Here is a 19,191-nt window from a genome sequence, read left to right as displayed (position 1 = left end):
GAAGCAGGTATCGGAAACCCCGTGACGCCCCGCGATACCCCCGCTGCCGGGCCGGCCTCGCAGGTTCGCAGCAGCGTCGATATTCCACCCGACCTGGTCGTGGGCCTGCTGGGTTCCGCAGATGAGAACCTGCGCGCCATCGAACGCCTGCTGACCGCCGACCTGCACGTGCGCGGCAATGCCGTCACCATCTCCGGAGCACCGGCCGATGTCGCCCTGGCTGAGCGGGTGCTCTCCGAGCTGGTCGCGATCGCGGGCCGCGGCCAGCCGCTGACTCCCGAAACGGTCCGCCACAGCGTCGGCATGCTGGTGGGCACCGGCACGGACAGTGCATCGCCTGCCGAAGTCCTGAGCCTCGACATCCTGTCGCGGCGCGGCAAGACCATCCGGCCCAAGACGCTCAACCAGAAGCGCTACGTCGACGCCATCGACGCGCACACCATCGTCTTCGGCATCGGCCCGGCCGGCACCGGCAAGACCTACCTGGCGATGGCCAAGGCGGTCAAAGCGCTGCAGACCAAACAGGTCACTCGCATCATCCTGACCCGTCCGGCGGTGGAAGCCGGTGAGCGGCTGGGGTTTCTGCCCGGCACCTTGAGCGAGAAGATCGACCCGTATCTGCGCCCGCTCTACGACGCGCTGCACGACATGATGGACCCGGAGCTGATTCCCAAGCTGATGAGTTCCGGGGTGATCGAGGTGGCGCCGCTGGCGTACATGCGCGGACGGACGCTCAATGACGCGTTCATCATTCTCGACGAGGCGCAGAACACCACCGCCGAACAGATGAAGATGTTCCTCACCCGGCTGGGCTTCGGCTCCAAGATCGTGGTCACCGGCGACGTCACCCAGATTGATCTGGCCGGCGGGGCGAGATCCGGGCTGCGGGCCGCCGTGGACATCCTCGACGACATCGACGACATCTACGTCGCCGAACTCACCAGCGTCGACGTCGTCCGCCACCGGCTGGTGTCGGAGATCGTCGACGCCTACTCACGCCACGAATCCGAACAGGTCCAGCCGGGATTGGCCATGAACCGGGCGTCGCGGCGCGCCTCGCAAGGCAGGTCGCGCCGATGAGCATTGAGGTCTCCAACGAATCCGGCCTCGACGTCTCCGAGGTTGAGCTGGTCAGCGTCGCCAAGTTCGTGCTGACCAAGATGGACGTCAATCCCGGTGCCGAGCTGTCGATGGTGCTGCTGGACACCGCCGCGATGGCTGACCTGCACATGCGCTGGATGGACCTGCCCGGGCCCACCGACGTCATGAGCTTCCCGATGGACGAACTGGAGCCGGGCGGCCGGCCGGACGCTCCCGAGCCCGGCCCGTCGATGCTCGGCGACATCGCACTGTGCCCGGAGTTCGCCGCCGAACAGGCCGCGGCGGCCGGCCATTCGCTGGGCCAGGAACTGGCGCTGCTCACCGTGCATGGCGTGCTGCACCTGCTCGGCTACGACCACGCCGAGCCGGATGAAGAAAAAGAGATGTTCGCGTTGCAGCGCCGTCTGCTCGAGGAGTGGGTCGCCGATCAGGTGGAGACCTACCGGGCCGAGACCCAGAGCGAGAAGGACCGCCGGCTGCTGGACAAGTCCAGGTACTTCGACGAACCGTGACCGGAACACCGCTGCTACTCGGCGTGATCGCGCTGATCGGTCTGGGCGGGTTGTTCGCGGCAATCGACGCCGCGGTCAGCACCGTCTCGCCGGCGCGGGTCGAGGAACTGGTGCGGGCGAAGCGGCCCGGCGCGGTCTGGCTGGTCAAGCTGATGGCCGAACGCCCCCGCTACATCAACCTGGTGGTGCTGTTGCGCATCACCTGCGAGGTCACCGCGACCGCGCTGCTGGTGCACCTGCTCAGCGCTGTACTCGGCCTGGACTGGGGGCTGTTGGCCGCCGCCGCGGCCATGGTGGTGGTCAGCTTCGTGGTGATCGGGGTGGGGCCGCGGACCCTGGGCCGGCAGAACGCCTACTCGATCGCACTGGCCGCGGCGCTTCCGTTGCAGGTCCTGTCGGTGTTGCTCGCCCCGATCAGCCGCGTGCTGGTGGTGCTAGGTAACGCGCTGACTCCGGGGCGGGGATTCCGCAACGGGCCGTTCGCCTCCGAAATCGAGCTGCGCGAAGTGGTCGACATGGCACAGCAGCGCGGGGTGGTGGCGGCCGACGAGCGCCGGATGATCCAGTCGGTCTTCGAACTCGCCGACACCCCGGCCCGTGAGGTGATGGTGCCGCGCACCGAGATGGTGTGGATCGAACATGACAAATCCGCCGGACAGGCCACGTCATTGGCGGTGCGCAGTGGGCATTCCCGGATCCCGGTGATCGGCGAGAACGTCGATGACATCCTCGGCGTGGTCTACCTGAAAGACCTTGTCCAACAAACCTATTACTCGGTCAACGGGGGGCGGGACACCACGGTGGCGCAGGTGATGCGCCCGGCGGTCTTCATGCCCGACTCCAAGGCGCTCAACGCGCTGCTGGAAGACATGCAGCGCAGTCGCTATCACATGGCGCTGCTGGTGGACGAGTACGGCGCGATCGCCGGACTGGTCACCATCGAGGACGTGTTGGAGGAGATCGTCGGTGAGATCGCCGATGAGTATGACCAAGGCGAAGTCGCCCCGGTGGAAAAGTTGGACGGCAACAGATTTCGGGTCTCGGCGCGGCTGCCGATCGAAGACGTCGGGGAACTCTACGGGGTGCAGTTCGACTCCGGTTTCGACGTCGACACGGTCGGCGGGCTGCTCGCGCTGGAGCTGGGCCGCGTTCCGCTGCCCGGCGCCGAGGTAGTGTCACACGGCCTGCGTCTGCGGGCGGAGGGCAGCCGCGACAGCCGCGGGCGGGTGCGGATCAGCACAGTTCTGGTCAGCCCGGTCGAACCCGCCGGTGAGGAGGCCGCAGTTGAACAGTGACGCACTCGCGGTGCGCGCGTCGAACGTGCACGCATTGCGACCATGCACCCGAAATCTCGCGCTGAGAACACGTTCGGCGAAAGGCGGCTCGTGACTGGATCGGATTCCGGGTTCCATTCCGGCTTCGTATGTTTCGTCGGACGGCCCAACACCGGCAAGTCGACACTCACCAACGCCCTGGTCGGTGCGAAGGTGGCCATCACCTCGAACCGCCCGCAGACCACCCGGCACACCATCCGCGGCATCGTGCACCGAGACGACTTCCAGATCATCCTGGTTGACACCCCCGGTCTGCACCGTCCCCGGACGCTGCTGGGCAAGCGGCTGAACGAGTTGGTCAAAGACACCTATTCGCAGGTCGACGTCATCGGTCTGTGCATTCCCGCCGACGAGCCGATCGGCCCGGGGGACCGCTGGATCATCGAGCAGATCCGCGCGGTCGCACCCAGAACCAAACTGGTCGTCGTTGTCACCAAAATCGACAAGGCCACCCGCGATCACGTCGCCGCGCAACTGGTCGCGGTCGGTGAGCTGGCGCCGGAAGCCGAGATCGTTCCGGTGTCGGCGGTCAGCGGCGAGCAAGTCGATGTGCTGATCGACGTGCTGGCCGCCGCGCTGCCCGTCGGTCCCGCCTTTTACCCGGACGGTGAACTGACCGACGAGCCCGAAGAGACCCTGATGGCCGAGTTCATCCGGGAAGCCGCCCTGGAGGGCGTGCGCGACGAACTGCCGCATTCGCTGGCGGTGGTGATCGAGGAAGTGCGCCCACGCGACGACCGGGAGGACCTGATCGACGTATACGCGATCCTCTACGTCGAACGCGACAGCCAGAAGGGAATCGTGATCGGCCGCGGCGGCGCCCGGCTGCGCGAGGTGGGTACGGCCGCGCGCACGCAGATCGAGAAACTGTTGGGTACCAAGGTGTTTCTCGACCTGCGGGTCAAGGTGGCCAAGAACTGGCAGCGCGACCCCAAGCAGCTCGGGCGGTTGGGCTTCTAGGACGGGGTCAGACCGGCACGTATCGGGCCCGAACGCCGATGGCCACCGCCCGCGGCCGGCGAAACGATATTGGTAGATTCCAGGGATGCCCGTACGCAAGTCGTTGCTTGTCTCCTCGGTTGGCCTCATCGTGTGTGCGCAAGCACTGGCCGGTTGCGGGGGGAGCCAAAAGCCGGTCGATACCACCAAGCTCTTCAACGTTCAGTCGACGTTCGGCTCGGACTTCAAGACCCAGACCAAGGGTCCCAACGACATCGATCCGAAGATCCTCGGGCCGCAGAAGATGCCGCCGGGAGTGACGTTCGACCCCTCCGACTGCGCCGACTTCGCTGCCAACACCGGCCGGCCGCCGAAGGGCATCCGGGGCAAGATGTCGATGGTCTCCATCCTCGGCAACGGCAACCAGCTGGTCGCGATCGCCATGCAGGCCGACCAGGACCTGCCGTACGACGCCGCGGACGCCGAGAAGTGCAAGCACGTCTCGTTCAACGCCGGAAAGCTCACCGGCTACCTCGACGAGGTGGACGCCCCGCAGATCGACCACGCCAAGACCGTGGGTTCGCACTCGGAGATCGAGATCACCGGCAAGGACGGCCAGCAGCAGTCCCGCGAGTCCTACACCTTCACCGCCTACCTGGGCAGCGCGCTGGTGCAGGTCACGGCCAACCCGCAGCCGGTCCGCGGCCAGCCGCCGACGATGGTCGACGCCGACCGGGCGCGCCAGTTGCTGGTCGACGCGGTGTCGGCGCTGCGCGACTAGCCCATGCCGAAGAAGCAGTCGGTCGGCGACGCCCGAGTGCTGATCACCGGCGGCGCCCGCGGGATCGGCGCGGCCACCGCGAAGCTGCTCGCCGCCCGCGGCGCCCGAGTGTGGATCGGCGACGTCGACGAGGACACCTGCCTGCAGACGGCCGCCGAACTCGGCGTCTGCGGTGGTTGGCTCGACGTGACCAGCCCGGCGTCCTGGCGGGACATGCTGGCGCGGATTGAGGCGTCTGAGGGCCCACTGGACGTCCTGGTCAACAACGCCGGAGTCATGCCGCTCGGCGCCTTCGAAGCCGAGACGGAGCAGGTCAGGGATCTGATCCTGGACGTCAATGTCCGCGGCGTGCTCAACGGTATGCAGGCGGTGCTGCCCGGTATGGCCCGGCGGGGCCGCGGCCACGTCGTCAACGTCGCCTCGATGGCCGGCATGATTCCGGTGCCCGGCATGCTCACCTACAACGCGAGCAAATTCGCGGCCCTGGGGGCGTCGCTGTCCGCGCGGCGTGAGTACGCCGGCACCGGTGTCGCGGTCTCGGCGGTGCTGCCTTCGGCGGTGCGGACCGAACTGACCTCCGGCGCCCCGCTGAGCGGCGGCATGCCCACGGTCGATCCGGAGGATGTGGCGGCGGCGATCTTGGCGGTGCTGCGATCACGTGCCGCTCGCCGGTCGGTGCCCCGTTGGGTGGCTCCGGCGTGGACGACGACCGCGTTCGTGCCCGAGTGGCTGCAGAGCCTGGCTCGGCGGCTGCTCGATGATCGGCGGGCGCTCACCTCCATCGACACCGCGGCGCGCAGTGCCTACATCGAGCGGGTGGACCGGCAGGCCCGCGCTCATCATGGCGAGTCGGCCTCGTGACCGAGCGCGAGCCCCGCGTCATCATCATCGGGGCGGGCGTCGCGGGTATCACCACCGCGCACGTTCTGCGTGAGCAGGGCTTCACCGACATCACCGTCCTGGAGAAGGGCTCCGACGTGGGCGGGGTCTGGTACTGGAACCACTATCCGGGACTGCGATGCGACGTGCCCTCGCAGATCTACCAGTTCGGGTTCGCTCCGAAACCCGACTGGCAGCATGCCTGGGCCACCGGCACCGCGATTCAGCGGTATCACCGCGATGTCGTCGACGAGCTCGGGCTGGCGGAGCTGATCAGACTCGACACCGAGGTGACCGACGCGCAATGGGATGAGCGCCGGCACTGGGTTGTCACCACCGCCGCCGGTGAAGAGTTGGTCGCCGACTTCCTGGTCTGCGCGACCGGCGTGCTGCACCACCCGTTTGTCCCCGAGATCCCCGGGCTCGCGGACTTCACCGGCCCGGTGGTGCACACCGCCCGGTGGGACGACGGGCTTGAGACCGGCGGGAAACGGATCGCGGTGATCGGCACCGGTTCCACCGGCGTGCAGGTGGTCTCGGCCCTGCAGCCCGACGCCGCGTCGATCGACCACTATGTCCGTTCGGCGCAATGGATCCTGTGGGCGCCCACGTCGCTTCGACAGCTGCCGGGCGTCGCCGCGGTGCTGGCGCGGCTCCCGAAGCTGCATCGTGCGCTCTACCGGCTGATGGCGTTCGGTGGCTCTGCGCTGCTCACCGATGTCACCACCCGCCCGACGTGGCGGCGCCGGGTGGTGCAGGAGTACGCCCGAGCATGTCTGCGAATCCAGGTGCGCGACAAAGACTTACGGGACAAACTCCACCCCGACTATCAGCCGTTGTGCAAGCGCCAGGTGATATCGGGGACCTACTACCGGGCCATCGGCGCCGATAACGCCGACCTGGTCACCGACGCCATCGCCGAAGTCACCCCGAACGGCATCCGCACCGCCGACGGCACCCACCGGGACACCGACGTGATCGTGCTGGCGACCGGCTTCCACGCCCACAACTACATGCGTCCCATGCGGTTGCATGGGCGGGACGGGGTCAGCATCGACGACGCCTGGGCCAAGGGCCCGCGCGCCTACCAGATGACTGCGATTCCCGGCTTCCCGAACCTGTTCACCGTGTTGGGCCCCAATTCGCCCACCGGATCGATCTCCCTGCAGTACACCTCGGAGCTGACCGCGCGCTACATCGCCCAGTGGCTAGCGAAGTTCCGGGCCGGCGAGCTGACCACCATCGAGGTCACCGATGCGGCCACCACCCGGTTCAACGACGACGTCGCCACCGCAATGGTCCCGACGGTGTGGAACACCGGCTGCAACTCCTGGTACCTCACCGAGGGCGGCGCCGTCGACCTGTGGCCGTTCGACCGCGCGACGATGAAAGCGATGCTGGGCAGCCCCGATCCGGCGGACTTCCACCTCAGCTGACCCAGCCACCTCAGCTGACCCAGCCACCTCGGCTGAGGTGGCCGTCAATCCTCGCCACGTGCCACCGGCCGGGACGGATCCGCACTCCACTGCGACCACGACCCCGGGAACATGGCCGCGGAGCGGCCGGCGGCGGCCAGCGCCGCCACGATCACCGTGGCGCTGATCCCCGAACCGCAGTAGGTCCCCACCGTGTCGTCGGCGCCGACACCGCGGTCGGCCAGCAGTCCGGCGATCGCGTCGTCGGGCAGGAAGGTTCCGTCGGCGGCCAGCAGGGCGGTGAACGGCAGGTTCTTCGCGCCCGGAATGTGACCGGCGGCCGCATCGATCGGCTCCACCTCGGCACGGAACCGCTCCGGGGCGCGGGCGTCGAGCAGTGCCACCGAGCCGGTGCGGGCGGCTTCGCCCGTCTCGTCGGCGGTCAGCGTCGGCCGCAGACCCTCATAGAGGTCCTCGGGCAGCAGGGTGACGTTGCCCGGCTCGGGGGAGACCTCGCCGGTCTGCAGCTCGCCGCCGGCTGCCGTCCACGCCGACAGGCCACCGTCGAGAATGCGCACATCGGCCACCCCGGAGGTGGTCAGCAACCACCACAGTCGCCCGGATGCGGCCCGGTTCCAGTCGTCGTAGACCACCACCGGCCGATTGCGCCGCACCCCCCATCGGCGGGCGGCGGCCTCCAGATTGCGTCCGGTGGGCAGCGGGTGCCGACCACGGTCGGGCACGGTGTGGTCGGACAACTCGTCTTCGAGTGAGACGTACACCGCACCCGGAAGATGGCCGTGAAGATATGCCTGATGCCCGTCCGGTGCCTCCAGGCTCCAGCGGACGTCGAGGACGGTCACCGGATCACCGGCCCGCAGGAGCTCGGTGAGCTCCGCGGCGGTGATCAGGACCTTGTTGCGCGGGCCCACCGCGGGGATCCGCTCAGTAGTTGTTGCAGGAGCCGGCGACCGAGGTGATGGTGTCCATGTACTGCTGGGCCGCCGGCATGGTCCGGAGCTGAGCGGCCTGTTCCTGGCGCTGAGCGGGAGTGGAGCTCAAAAAGCTCTGCAGGATGCTGCCGACCATCGGATTTGCGTTGAGCTTGGCCGCGGCAGCGGGGTTCTCCGCGTTCAGTGCCGCGGTCACCTGCGAGTACGTGCAGGTGGTGTTGATTACCGAGTCGAGGTCGGGGGCCGCGGCGGCGAAACCGGCTCCGGCGGAGAGCGCTACAGCCGCGCTGCCAGCTGCGACAGCGAATCTGGTCAACGACAGAGAGGCCATTTTGTGGACGCCTTTCACCAGTGCACCTTTTCGGGGATGCGGAGACCTACTTGAAGACGGGCCAAGCTTAGCGGACCTCCGCTTAACCCGCTGAAGTCGCAGCTAGCGGCGTTCTGGGCGGCTCACGAGCCGTGGCCGGGCTCGGTACGCCACCACGGCGTGGGTTGCCGGGCCGCCCAGCCGTTGATGCCCTCCAGCTCAGCGGCCAGCGACACCAACAAGCCGTCGCTGTTGGCCGGCCCCATCAACTGCACGCCGATCGGCAGCCCCTCGGAGGTGAACCCGGCCGGCACGTTGATCGACGGCCAACCCAGCAGGTTCCACGGCCAGGTCACCGGGCAGGCCGCGATCATGATGCGGTCGGTCTCCCAGCTGCCCAGGTCGTCGAACGTATGCACCAATGGTGGCGGCTGGGCGGTGGTGGGCGCCAGCACCACGTCGACGATGCGGAAGATCGAGCCCACCCGGCGCTGATCCCGGGTCTCGTGAGCGCGGGCCTTGCGCAGCACGGCCTGCGACAGCAGCCGGCCGGTGCGCATGTTGGCATGCGTCCGCGGGTCGAGGTTGACGGCGCCACCGAGGCCGTTGGCGGCGGTCAACACTCCGGCGGTGGACCGGGACAGGAAATTCCACGACAGTCGCAGCCCGTAGTCGGGGTTCCCGGGAACCACGGTGTGCCCGAGCAGGCGCAGCTGCTCGGCGGTGCGTTCCAGCGCCGCCCTGATCTCCGGATCCAGCCGAGCCGGGAACCCGGTGTAGGGAAACCGCGTCGACAGCGCGATACGCAGTTGCCCCGGAGCGGTCCGCACATAGTCCGAGACCGCCATCGGCGGCGGCTTGTGCAGGTCTCCGTCGGCATTGCCGGAGACCGCGTCCAGCACCAGCGCCGCGTCCTCGACGGTGCGAGCCAGCACCCCGTTGACGGTCAGCCCGTTGAACGCCTCCGGCAGCGGCCAGGTGGAGATGCGGCCGCGCTGCGGCTTGATGCCGACCAGATGCGTCCACGCGGCGGGGATGCGCACGCTGCCGGCTCCGTCGGATCCGATTGCCGCGGCGACCAGCCCCGCGGCCACCGCGGCGGCGCTGCCCCCCGACGACCCACCGGGGGTGTGCCGGCGAGACCAGGGATTGCGGGTGTGGCCGAACCCGGGGCCGCTGGTGAAAGGCCACTGGCCCAACTCGCAGGTGTTGGTCTTGCCGACGATCACCGCGCCGGCGGCCCGCAGGCGGCGCACCACCTCCGCGTCGTGGCCGGCGGGCTCGACGTACCCGGAGGTGCCGAACGAGGTGGCCACACCCGCGATATCGGTGTCGTCTTTGACCGCGATCGGGATGCCCAGCAGCGGGGCGCGGTGGCCCGCGGCCCGACGCCGGTCGGCTTCGGCGGCGCTGACCAGCGCCGACTCCGTGAACACCACCCGGAAGGCGTTCAGGGTGGACTGGCTGGCGTCGATGGCGTGCAGCGCCCGGCGCACCAGGTCGACAGAGGTCGCCTCGCCGCTGGCCAGCTGGTAGAGCTGCTCGGTGAGGGTGGGGAAGCGGGTGCCGGACGCCGCGGGCGGGTGGGTCATCGGTGATGAGAGTATCGGCGTGCCACGCCGGTGGGTGTCCTCGAAACACCCCCTCGCGATGCGAAACTGGTCCGATGCGGCTGTACCGGGACCGGGCGGTGGTGCTGCGCCAGCACAAGCTCGGCGAAGCCGACCGGATCGTCACTTTGCTCACCCGCGACCACGGGCTGGTCCGCGCGGTGGCCAAGGGGGTGCGTCGTACCCGCAGCAAGTTCGGTGCCCGGCTGGAGCCGTTCGCCCACATCGACGTGCAGCTGCACCCCGGCCGCAACCTCGACATCGTCACCCAGGTGGTGTCGGTGGACGCGTTCGCCACCGACATCGTCAGCGACTACGGCCGCTACACCTGCGCCTGCGTGATCTTGGAGACCGCGGAACGCCTGGCCGGTGCCGAGCGGGCCCCGGCGACGGCGTTGCACCGGCTCACCGTCGGTGCGCTGCGCGCGGTGGCCGACGGCCGGCGCTCCCGTGAGCTGGTGCTGGACGCCTATCTGCTGCGTGCCATGTCGGTGGCCGGGTGGGCGCCGGCACTGACCGAGTGCGCCCGTTGCGCCACCCCCGGTCCGCATCGGGCATTTCACGTCGCGGCCGGTGGCAGCGTCTGCGGGCACTGCCGCCCGGCTGGTTCGACCACCCCGCCGATGGGTGTGCTGGATCTGATGTCGGCGTTGCACGACGGCGACTGGGAGGTCGCCGAGCTTTCCACGGCGGCGCATCGCAGCCATGCCAGCGGATTGGTGGCCGCGCATCTGCAGTGGCACCTGGAGCGCCGGCTGCGGACGTTGCCGTTGGTGGAGCGGGTTCAGCATCGGCCGGCCGGGCACGACGTCGAGGCTGAAGTTGAGGTTCAGCCCCAGGCCACCGGCAGCGACGGCTGATCGCACCGGGCGCCGACCTGGGGATTGTGTCCGTTTCGGTGGACTATGCGGGTGTCAGCGGTACGCTGATGCGACTTCACGATCCCTAGGTTTAATCAGGAAGGCAGGCCGAATGTTTCACGACACCGGGTGGGGGCGCTGGGCGCACAGGACGACACCGGGCTACGGAGCCGGTATCGGTGCGGCGGCCGGGGCGCTACTCGTCGTGGGAATGATCCCGGCCGTGGCTTCCTGCGCGCGGGCCGCCGAACCCGGCCCGGCTGCCGGGATCACGGCGCCGTTGCCGTCGAACGGCCCCGGTGCTGATGGTGCCGATGGCGCTGACGGCGCCAACGGAGCTGATGGCGCTCCCGGGGCTGACGGTGCCCCCGGCGCCGGCGGCCAGGGCGGTAAGGGTGGCCAGGGCGGTAAAGGTGGCCAGGGCGGCAAGGGTGGCCAGGGCGGTAAAGGCGGCGCCGGCGGCCAAGGCGGTATGGGCGGGCGCGGCGGGAACGGCGGTGCCGGTGGTGCCGGCGGTGCCGGTGGCCAACCCGGCCTGGGCGGTGCCGGCGGTGCTGGCGGAGCGGCCGGACCTGGCGGAACACCGGGCCAGCCGGGCCAGCCCGGACAGCCCGGGGAGCCCGGCCACGCTCACTGAGCCGGTTCGATACAACCGTTCCAAATCACCGGGCGGCGTGCTCCGATGTGAGCCACGCCGCACCGGCCAAATCTGCCCCCGCTAAAGTCTGATCCGATCCGGCGGGGGGCAATTCGACAAGGAGCCACAAAGAAGTGACCGAGAATCCACGTGCAGACGTCGTCTCCCGGCAGTACGAGCGGTGGACCTACCCGCCGCCCATCCACGACCTGCAGGCATGGTCGGCCGGAAACTGGGAGTGGTTCGACCCGAGCCACGCGCACCGGGTGCTGTGGCCGGACCGTGAGTACCGCCCCGACCTCGACATCCTGATCGCCGGCTGCGGCACCAACCAGGCGGCGGTCTTCGCCTACAACAACCCTCAGGCCCGGGTGGTGGCCGTCGACATCAGCGCGTCGTCGTTGGGGCACCAGCAGTACCTCAAGGACAAGCACGGCTTGTGGAACCTGGAGCTGCACCAGCTGCCGATCGAGGAGCTGGCCACGCTCGGCCGGGACTTCGACCTGGCGATCTCGACGGGCGTGCTGCACCACATGGCCGACCCGAAGGTGGGCATGAAGGCGATCGCAGAACGGCTGCGGCCCGACGGCGTCGCCGGCATCATGCTCTACGCGCGCTACGGCCGGATCGGCATCGAGATTCTGGAGTCGGTCTTCCAGGACCTGGGGTTGGAGCAGAACGACGAGTCGATCCAGACCGTCCGCCAGGCCATCCGCCTGCTGTCGCAGGACCACCCGGTCCAGCCGTACCTGAAGATCGCCGGCGACCTGGCCTCGGACTCGGGCCTGGTGGACACGTTCCTGCACGGCCGGGCGAAGAGCTACGACGTCGACGGCTGCATCGATCTGGTCCAGTCGGCCGGGTTGGACTTCCAGGGCTGGCTGCTCAAGGCGCCGTACTACGCCCACGATGTGGCGGTGCCGTCCGCCGGCTTCTACGACAAGGTGAACGCCTTGCCGGAGGAGAAGATCTGGTCGGTGATGGAGCGCATCCACACCCTCAACGCGCGGCACTTCTTCATCGCCACTCGCCCCGAGCGGGCCAAGAGCAGCTACACGATCGACTTCTCGACGCCGGAGAGCCTCGACTACGTGCCGCTGTTCCGCTGGAAGTGCGGCTTGAACGGCAACGAGATCTTCCGCTCGGGCTGGCGTATGCCGCTCAACCCGGCTCAGCTGCCGTTCGTCCAGAGCATCGACGGTCGTCGCAGCATTCGTCAGATCGCCGCGGACCTGGCGCAGGCCGGCGGCCCGTCGCGCGGGAGCGCTGCGGACCTGGAGAAGTTCGGCCGCAAGCTGTTCCAGTCGCTGTGGCGTCTGGACTTCGTCGCGATGGATCTGGGTGCCGGTTCCTGATCGTCGGTATGGCCGGTAAGCCGCCGCGGCGACCGCATGGTCGCCGCAGGCGGCGCCGGCCCGGTCGGGCAGGATAGGGCGCATGGTGTTGAATCGGGCCAATCGGAAGGCTGCCTTCCCGCAACTGCCCGCGGCACCCGACGACTATCCGGTGTTCCCGGACAAGTCCACCTGGCCGGTGGTCTTCCCGCAGCTGCCCTCGCCGCCGGGCGGTGGGCCGTGCCGCCCCCCGCAGCACACCTCCAAGGCCGTCGCCCCGCAGATCCCCGCCGAGGCGCTGCCCAACCACGTTGCCGTCGTCATGGACGGCAACGGCCGCTGGGCGACCCAGCGCGGGTTGGGTCGCACCGAGGGGCACAAGATGGGCGAGGCGGTGCTGATCGACATCACCTGCGGCGCCATCGAACTCGGTATCAAGTGGCTGACCGTGTACGCGTTCTCCACCGAGAACTGGAAGCGCTCGGCTGAAGAGGTCCGCTTCCTGATGGGCTTCAACCGCGAGGTGGTGCGTCGGCGCCGGGAGAACCTCAACGCGATGGGCGTGCGGATGCGCTGGGTGGGTTCGCGGCCGAAGATGTGGCGCAGCGTGATCAAAGAATTCGAGATCGCCGAAGCCATGACCGTCGGCAACGACGTCATCACCATCAATTACTGCGTCAACTACGGTGGGCGCACCGAGATCGCCGAAGCCGCACAGGCCATCGCCCGGGAGGCGGTGGCGGGCAAGCTGAACCCGAGCCGGATCAACGAGGCCACCATCGCGCGGCATCTGCACCGGCCCGACATGCCCGACGTCGATTTGCTGATCCGCACCTCGGGCGAGCAGCGGTCGTCCAACTTCATGCTGTGGCAGGCGGCCTACGCCGAGTACATCTTTCAAGAGAAGCTGTGGCCGGACTACGACCGCCGCGACCTGTGGGAGGCCTGCGAGCAGTACGCCTCGCGACAGCGCCGGTTCGGAACGGCGTGATGACGGCACTGGCCGACCGCCTTGCCGCGCTGCTCGCCGAGGTGCTGGCCGTTGATGCCGAGCCCGACGGTGCGCTGACCGTCCGCCACGACGGGACACTGGCGTCGTTGCGGGTGGTGCCGATCGCCGAGGATCTCGAGCTGGTGTCGCTCACCCAGATCCTGGCGTGGGATCTGCCGCTGACCGAGAAGCTGCGCGAGCGTGCTGCCGAGCAGGCGAACCTCAGCCAGCTCGGGACCGTCACCCTGGTCGAGAAGGACGCCGAGTCCGCAGATGTGATGCTGCGCTACAACTTTCCCGGATCGGGCCTGACCGACGACGCGTTGCGCACGCTGGTCCTGTTGGTGTTGGCCAAAGGCGTCGACGCCCGGGATGCACTCAGCGCCTGAGGAGTGCGGGGCTCACTTGCGGCAGTCGGCGCAGGTGCCGAAGATCTCGATGGTGTGGCCCACGTCGGAGTAATTGTGTTCGGCGGCGATGCGGGCCGCCCACTCCTCGACTTCGCGATCGCCCACTTCGACGGTGGCCCCGCAGTCCCGACACACCAGGTGGTGGTGATGATGATCGGAGCAACGCCGGTACACCGATTCGCCGGTGTCAGAACGCAGCGTGTCGACCTGGCCGGCCGAGGCCATCGCCTGCAACGTGCGATAGACGGTGGTCAGTCCGATGTTCTCGCCACGCTCACGCAGCGCGTCGTGCAGCTCCTGCGCCGACCGGAAATCGTCGACGGTCTCCAGCAACGCCGAAATCGCCGCCCGCTGCCGGGTGGAGCGCACGCCGGGGGCGGTCAACGGTCCTCACCGGCATGGGCCACGGCGTCGATGGCGATGTGCGCCAGGTGATGATCGGCCAGCCGGTAGAGCACTTCGCGGCCGGAACGTTCCCCGGCGACCACCCCGGCTGCCTTGAGGATCTTGAGGTGCTGACTGACCAGCGGCTGGGGCACCCCCAGCGCGTCGACGAGCTCGTGCACGCAGCGTTGCGACTCCCGCAGTTGCAACACGATCGCGATGCGCACCGGGGCGGCCAGCGCACGGAGCAATTCCCCGGCGGCGTCGAGGATCTCCCGCGGCGGAGTCGCGGGGAAGGCAGGACCGCTGTGTTGGTGGCCGTCGGCCATCAGACCCGACGCTGAGGAGGGCACAGCACCACCTCCGGACGCGTTGGAAATCATTTTCAGCTGGCATCCACTGTTCCATGCGTGATGACGCATGTCAAAGAACTCCGGCGGTATCGATACGATGACTGATGTTTTGCGTGTCGGCGTTGCCGGCGCGGTCCCGTCCAGACAGGAGAGCACCCCCTCGTGGCGTCCATCATCGACACCGTTGCCAATCTGGCCAAGCGACGCGGCCTGGTCTTCCAGTCGGGCGAAATCTACGGCGGCACAAAGTCGGCGTGGGACTACGGCCCACTCGGGGTGGAGCTCAAGGAGAACATCAAGCGCCAGTGGTGGCGCTCGGTCGTGACCTCCCGCGACGACGTCGTCGGCTTGGACAGTGCGATCATCCTGCCGCGTCAGGTGTGGGTGGCCTCCGGGCACGTCGCGGTGTTCAACGACCCGCTGGTGGAGTGCCTCAACTGCCACAAGCGGCACCGGCAGGATCACATGCAGGAAGCGGTGGCACTGAAAAAGGGGGGTAACCCTGACGACGTGCCGATGAGCGAGATCGCCTGTCCGGACTGCGGTACCAAAGGCGAGTGGACCGAGCCCCGTGACTTCAACATGATGCTCAAGACCTACCTGGGGCCGATCGAGTCCGAAGAGGGCCTGCACTACCTGCGGCCCGAGACGGCACAGGGCATCTTCGTCAACTTCGCCAACGTGGTGACCACGGCACGTCGCAAGCCGCCGTTCGGAATCGGCCAGATCGGCAAGAGCTTCCGCAACGAGATCACTCCCGGCAACTTCATCTTCCGGACCCGCGAGTTCGAGCAGATGGAGATGGAGTTCTTCGTCGAACCGTCCACCGCAGCCGAGTGGCACAAGTACTGGATCGACGCGCGCCTGCAGTGGTACGTCGACCTGGGTATCAAGCGTGAGAACCTGCGCCTCTATGAACACCCGCTCGAGAAGCTGTCGCACTACTCCGCCGGCACCACCGACATCGAGTACAAGTTCGGTTTCGCCGGGAACCCGTGGGGTGAGCTGGAGGGCATCGCCAACCGCACCAACTTCGACCTGACCACGCACTCGGAGCATTCCGGTGTGGACCTGTCGTTCTACGACCAGGCATCCGACACCCGCTACGTGCCGTACGTGATCGAACCGGCAGCCGGCCTGACCCGTTCGCTGATGGCCTTCCTGGTGGACTCGTACCACGAGGACGAGGCCCCCAACGCCAAGGGCGGGGTGGACAAGCGCACAGTGCTGCGGCTGGACCCGCGACTGGCGCCGGTCAAGGCCGCGGTGTTGCCGCTGTCGCGCAACGCGGACCTGTCGCCCAAGGCTCGGGACTTGGCCGCCGAGCTGCGCCAGTCCTGGAACGTGGAGTTCGACGACGCCGGGGCGGTCGGGCGGCGCTACCGGCGCCAGGACGAGATCGGCACCCCGTTCTGCATCACGGTCGACTTCGACTCGCTCGAAGACCACGCCGTCACGGTGCGCGAGCGCGACACCATGTCTCAGGAGCGGGTGGCCATCGACGCGGTCTCCGACTACCTGGCCGTGCGCCTGAAGGGCTGCTGACCGACGTCAGTCCCCGGTGGCTTCGGGGGTTATCGGCCTGAACGGTTTGAACCACTCGGTCCGGGCCTGCCAGGACCGCGCGGATGCGTAGGCGAAAGCCAGGCTGGCCGCCCCCGCGAAGATCCAGGTGGGCAGTGTGAGGGTACTTCCGATCAGCACGCTGATCAGCTGGTAGGACATGGCTGCGGCCTTCAGGGCGATCCAGGCCAGGTACTGTTCGGCGGACGACGTGGAGCGCGGATCGCTGCGCAGGGTCAGTAACACCCGGCCGGTGAGCCCGAACAGGTAGAGCGCGGAGAGGCAGATCAGCGTCCAGTACACGGTGAACCATGGGCCGCGGGTCGCGAAGACGTCCTGACACGGGGGCCGTCCCCGGTCAGCGATGAAGAACATGATGATCGCCAGCGGCAGAACCAATTTCAGCGGAGTCTTGATGTAGCGACGCTCCAACCGTTTGGCGCGGTCCTGATCGTCCAGTCGGGTCACCAGATGCCCGGACATAGTCACCACCGCGGCGAACATGCAGAGTGCAGCAAGCAGGCCGGCGACGTTCCACACCCCAAGCGCGCTGTGCAGGAGCGGGTCGAGAAGCCCCCACCCCACCGGGGACATGAGCACGACCGCGCCACCGATGAAGACCAGGATGCGGGAGGGATTGCTGTCCCAGCGTGACCCCCAGGTGTCGCGGCGGACCCACAGCGCGTAGCCGCACGCCACCAGGGGCACCACTACGGCGATATTGACCAGACCCAACATGGTTTACCGGAGGGCTAAAACCGGCCGCCACCGCCGAGGAAGCCGCCGCCCGAAGAGGAGCCGCCGAATGAGGTCGGGCTCCAGCCGCCCCCTCCGCCTCCACCGCCGAAGCCGCCGCCACCCCCGGAGAGGATGTTGCCGATGATGATTCCGCCCAACATGGCGCCGGTGTCGTTGCCGCCGCCGGGGCCGCTGCCGTAGCGCCCGTAGTAGGCCCGTTGCGCGGACTGCACGTCCGCCTTGGCCAGGGACTGCGCCGCGGCGGCCAGCGTGGCCGCGCCGTTGGCCTGGGTGATGGCTCCGGCGACATCGGTGGCGCGCTTGTCGTTGGCCGCGTCGAGTCGGCGCCGTGCCTCGGCCAGCCGGGTGCGCGCCTCCGGCCCGACACTGCCGCGACGGGTGTCGATGTAGTCGGACACGGCGCGGATGCGCGACGACGCGGTGAACAGGGCCTGCTCGAGGGTGCGGGCCAAACGCTCGGCGGCTGCGCGTTCCTCGGCGACGGTGTCCAGCAGCTGGTCCAGTTCGCCGTCGGCCTTGATCAGCGCGGTGAAGGCCCCCAGGGGATCTCCCGAGGTGCGGGCGGTGGCGACGGCCTTGACCACGGTGTCGCGGGCGGCGGTCAGCTGGGACTTGTGGGTGCCCACCCCGCGCTGCAGCTGGGCGGCGGCCTGCGCGATACCGGCCTCGGCGTCGGCGATGGTCTCTGGCAGCGTGGCGACCGCGTGGCGGATGTCGCTGGCGGCATTGTCCACCGCGTCGAGCAGCGCCCGGCCCTGGCCCAGCCCCGACTCGGCGGCCCGCACCGCGTCCACCAGGTCGCTTTGCCCGCCGGTGACCGGGCGGTCGGCCAGGCTGCGCGCCCGGGTGATGTTGCGCTCGGCGAAGGCCGCTCGGTCCTGTGCCGTCTTGACGTTGCCGGACACCGAACTGAGCGCGGTGGCGTCGAATTCGGTGTGCAACGCGACCAGATGCTGTTCGGAGGCCGGAATGCGGCCGGTCAGCTCGACCAGTTGCTGGGTCAGCGCGTCGAGGCGGTCGGCGGCGTTGAGTACCAGATCGCGCAACTGCTCGAACGAGGCGCGCTGGGTCTCCAGTTCGCGGTCCGCCTTGGAGGCGGTGACGATCACCCCGGTCAGCAGGTCGCGCTGTTGGGCCGGCGTCTCGGGGATGTCGTCGTCGAGTTGCTGGCGCACCGTGAAGGCGTGTTCCATGGCCGCCTTGGCCGAGGCAACGGCCTGCGCGAACGGCCGGGTGCGCTCCTCGCCGAACTCTTCGACGGCCAACTCCAGTTCGTTGGCGCTGGTACGCACCGCGTTGTCGACTTCGACGACCTTCTCCCGCGACAGGGCGTCCAGCGCGAACACCGGCACGTCGGACAGTGCGTTGGGGTCGGTGGAATCGACCCGCCGGGCCGCCGCCAGGGCCGCGGCGTGGCGCCGGCGCCGCAGATGACGCACCACCAGCAGCACCACCAGGCCGGCGGCCGCCACCGCGGCCAGGGCGATCAAGATCGGTGCCCAGCTCACCTCGGCGGGCGCGGCGGCCGCGTCCAGTCCGGTGGCGGCCGCTGAGGCCGCCGCGGCCCAGTCGCCACGGTGCAGGGCCGGCTCGATCTGGTTGCGCCGCAATGCGTCGACTTTGCCAGTGCTGATCTCGGAGATCCCGTTGGACACCAGGAAGGCGTAGCTGCGGTCGGCGATGGCCACCGCGAGCACGGCGTCGTTGCTGCCGAGATCGCTGAGCCGCGCCGTGCTGCGGCCCCAGTCCTCGGCGGTCTGGCCGGAGAACACGTCGACGTAGACCACCCACAGCCGGATGTGCCGGTCGGCGTAGAGCTTGTCGATCGCGTCTTGCACCCCGGCGCGCTGGGACTGCGACAGGGCTCCGGCGCTGTCGGTGATCGAGCTGGGCAGACGCATCGGAGGCTGCGCCGCGGCGCTCGGAGCTACCAGCAGCACTGCGATGAGAAACGCCAGGGCGGCGCCGGCCAGGCGGGTGATGCGCATGCTGGCCAATCTATATGCGATCCGGGGGTGCTCGACGCCAATTCTGTGACCGGTTCACTCGGTTTCGCCGCGGGTCGT

General features: G+C 68.7%; 20 protein-coding genes. 13 read left to right on the top strand and 7 right to left on the bottom strand.

Annotated features, from left to right (window positions below):
- Positions 1 to 21: 21 nt before the first annotated feature.
- The 7 genes from ABW16_RS12870 (at position 22) to ABW16_RS12840 (ending at position 6,982) form a co-directional block, all read left to right on the top strand.
- Positions 22 to 1,080, top strand: a complete 1,059-nt coding sequence (locus tag ABW16_RS12870) for a PhoH family protein (protein ID WP_047319551.1) — start codon at positions 22 to 24, stop codon at positions 1,078 to 1,080.
- Entirely contained in the window at positions 1,077 to 1,613 is a 537-nt protein-coding gene (gene ybeY, locus ABW16_RS12865) for an rRNA maturation RNase YbeY (protein ID WP_047319550.1), read from the top strand. The genes ABW16_RS12870 and ybeY overlap by 4 nt, the downstream gene beginning before the upstream one ends.
- On the top strand, positions 1,610 to 2,908 hold the full coding sequence (locus ABW16_RS12860) for a hemolysin family protein (protein WP_047319549.1): 1,299 nt from the start codon (positions 1,610 to 1,612) through the stop codon (positions 2,906 to 2,908). Before ybeY ends, ABW16_RS12860 begins: the two co-directional genes overlap by 4 nt.
- Before the next feature lie 90 nt (positions 2,909 to 2,998).
- The gene (gene era, locus ABW16_RS12855; RefSeq protein ID WP_047319548.1) at positions 2,999 to 3,907 is read left to right on the top strand and encodes a GTPase Era; all 909 of its coding nucleotides are present in this window, start codon (positions 2,999 to 3,001) and stop codon (positions 3,905 to 3,907) included.
- A gap of 85 nt (positions 3,908 to 3,992) precedes the next feature.
- The gene (locus tag ABW16_RS12850; protein ID WP_047319547.1) at positions 3,993 to 4,667 is read left to right on the top strand and encodes a DUF5642 family protein; all 675 of its coding nucleotides are present in this window, start codon (positions 3,993 to 3,995) and stop codon (positions 4,665 to 4,667) included.
- A 3-nt stretch (positions 4,668 to 4,670) separates the two neighbouring features.
- Positions 4,671 to 5,528: an SDR family oxidoreductase gene (locus ABW16_RS12845; RefSeq protein ID WP_047319546.1), complete on the top strand. Its 858-nt coding sequence runs from the start codon at positions 4,671 to 4,673 to the stop codon at positions 5,526 to 5,528.
- Positions 5,525 to 6,982: a flavin-containing monooxygenase gene (locus tag ABW16_RS12840; RefSeq protein WP_047319545.1), complete on the top strand. Its 1,458-nt coding sequence runs from the start codon at positions 5,525 to 5,527 to the stop codon at positions 6,980 to 6,982. The genes ABW16_RS12845 and ABW16_RS12840 overlap by 4 nt, the downstream gene beginning before the upstream one ends.
- A 44-nt stretch (positions 6,983 to 7,026) precedes the next feature.
- Here ABW16_RS12840 and ABW16_RS12835 read toward each other — a convergent pair whose 3' ends face one another.
- From ABW16_RS12835 to ABW16_RS12825, 3 genes are all read right to left on the bottom strand, one after another.
- Positions 7,027 to 7,893, bottom strand: coding sequence for a sulfurtransferase (locus ABW16_RS12835; RefSeq protein WP_109519583.1), 867 nt, complete (start codon positions 7,891 to 7,893; stop codon positions 7,027 to 7,029).
- Between the two features lie 13 nt (positions 7,894 to 7,906).
- Positions 7,907 to 8,245, bottom strand: a complete 339-nt coding sequence (locus ABW16_RS12830; protein ID WP_047319543.1) for a hemophore-related protein — start codon at positions 8,243 to 8,245, stop codon at positions 7,907 to 7,909.
- Positions 8,246 to 8,367: 122 nt separating this feature from the next.
- A complete protein-coding gene (locus ABW16_RS12825) occupies positions 8,368 to 9,816 on the bottom strand; it encodes an amidase (RefSeq protein ID WP_109519582.1) in 1,449 nt (482 codons plus the stop codon).
- A 74-nt stretch (positions 9,817 to 9,890) separates the two neighbouring features.
- Here ABW16_RS12825 and recO point away from each other — a divergent pair, with 74 nt between their 5' ends.
- From recO to ABW16_RS12800, 5 genes are all read left to right on the top strand, one after another.
- Positions 9,891 to 10,694 (top strand): DNA repair protein RecO, encoded by an 804-nt coding sequence (recO, locus tag ABW16_RS12820; RefSeq protein WP_047319541.1) that lies wholly within the window; start codon positions 9,891 to 9,893, stop codon positions 10,692 to 10,694.
- 112 nt (positions 10,695 to 10,806) lie between these two features.
- The gene (locus ABW16_RS26900) at positions 10,807 to 11,331 is read left to right on the top strand and encodes a hypothetical protein (RefSeq protein WP_200900654.1); all 525 of its coding nucleotides are present in this window, start codon (positions 10,807 to 10,809) and stop codon (positions 11,329 to 11,331) included.
- 134 nt (positions 11,332 to 11,465) lie between these two features.
- Entirely contained in the window at positions 11,466 to 12,686 is a 1,221-nt protein-coding gene (locus ABW16_RS12810; protein ID WP_047319540.1) for a class I SAM-dependent methyltransferase, read from the top strand.
- An 82-nt stretch (positions 12,687 to 12,768) separates the two neighbouring features.
- Positions 12,769 to 13,656, top strand: a complete 888-nt coding sequence (locus tag ABW16_RS12805; protein WP_047319539.1) for a decaprenyl diphosphate synthase — start codon at positions 12,769 to 12,771, stop codon at positions 13,654 to 13,656.
- Positions 13,656 to 14,045, top strand: a complete 390-nt coding sequence (locus ABW16_RS12800) for a hypothetical protein (RefSeq protein ID WP_047319538.1) — start codon at positions 13,656 to 13,658, stop codon at positions 14,043 to 14,045. The genes ABW16_RS12805 and ABW16_RS12800 overlap by 1 nt, the downstream gene beginning before the upstream one ends.
- A gap of 12 nt (positions 14,046 to 14,057) precedes the next feature.
- Here ABW16_RS12800 and ABW16_RS12795 read toward each other — a convergent pair whose 3' ends face one another.
- Together ABW16_RS12795 and ABW16_RS12790 are read right to left on the bottom strand one after the other, a co-directional pair.
- On the bottom strand, positions 14,058 to 14,450 hold the full coding sequence (locus ABW16_RS12795) for a Fur family transcriptional regulator (protein WP_047319537.1): 393 nt from the start codon (positions 14,448 to 14,450) through the stop codon (positions 14,058 to 14,060).
- Positions 14,447 to 14,779: an ArsR/SmtB family transcription factor gene (locus tag ABW16_RS12790; protein ID WP_230987592.1), complete on the bottom strand. Its 333-nt coding sequence runs from the start codon at positions 14,777 to 14,779 to the stop codon at positions 14,447 to 14,449. The genes ABW16_RS12795 and ABW16_RS12790 overlap by 4 nt, the downstream gene beginning before the upstream one ends.
- A 186-nt stretch (positions 14,780 to 14,965) precedes the next feature.
- Here ABW16_RS12790 and ABW16_RS12785 point away from each other — a divergent pair, with 186 nt between their 5' ends.
- A complete protein-coding gene (locus ABW16_RS12785) occupies positions 14,966 to 16,348 on the top strand; it encodes a glycine--tRNA ligase (protein WP_047319536.1) in 1,383 nt (460 codons plus the stop codon).
- 6 nt (positions 16,349 to 16,354) lie between these two features.
- Here ABW16_RS12785 and ABW16_RS12780 read toward each other — a convergent pair whose 3' ends face one another.
- Together ABW16_RS12780 and ABW16_RS12775 are read right to left on the bottom strand one after the other, a co-directional pair.
- Complete coding sequence (locus ABW16_RS12780; RefSeq protein WP_052956886.1) at positions 16,355 to 17,104, bottom strand: hypothetical protein; 750 nt, start codon at positions 17,102 to 17,104, stop codon at positions 16,355 to 16,357.
- A 14-nt stretch (positions 17,105 to 17,118) separates the two neighbouring features.
- Complete coding sequence (locus tag ABW16_RS12775) at positions 17,119 to 19,113, bottom strand: TPM domain-containing protein (protein ID WP_047319535.1); 1,995 nt, start codon at positions 19,111 to 19,113, stop codon at positions 17,119 to 17,121.
- Positions 19,114 to 19,191: the final 78 nt, after the last annotated feature.

The sequence above is a fragment of the Mycolicibacter heraklionensis genome, assembly GCF_001021505.1.
Lineage (GTDB): Bacteria > Actinomycetota > Actinomycetes > Mycobacteriales > Mycobacteriaceae > Mycobacterium > Mycobacterium heraklionense.
This window is presented reverse-complemented; position numbering and strand designations above follow the sequence as displayed.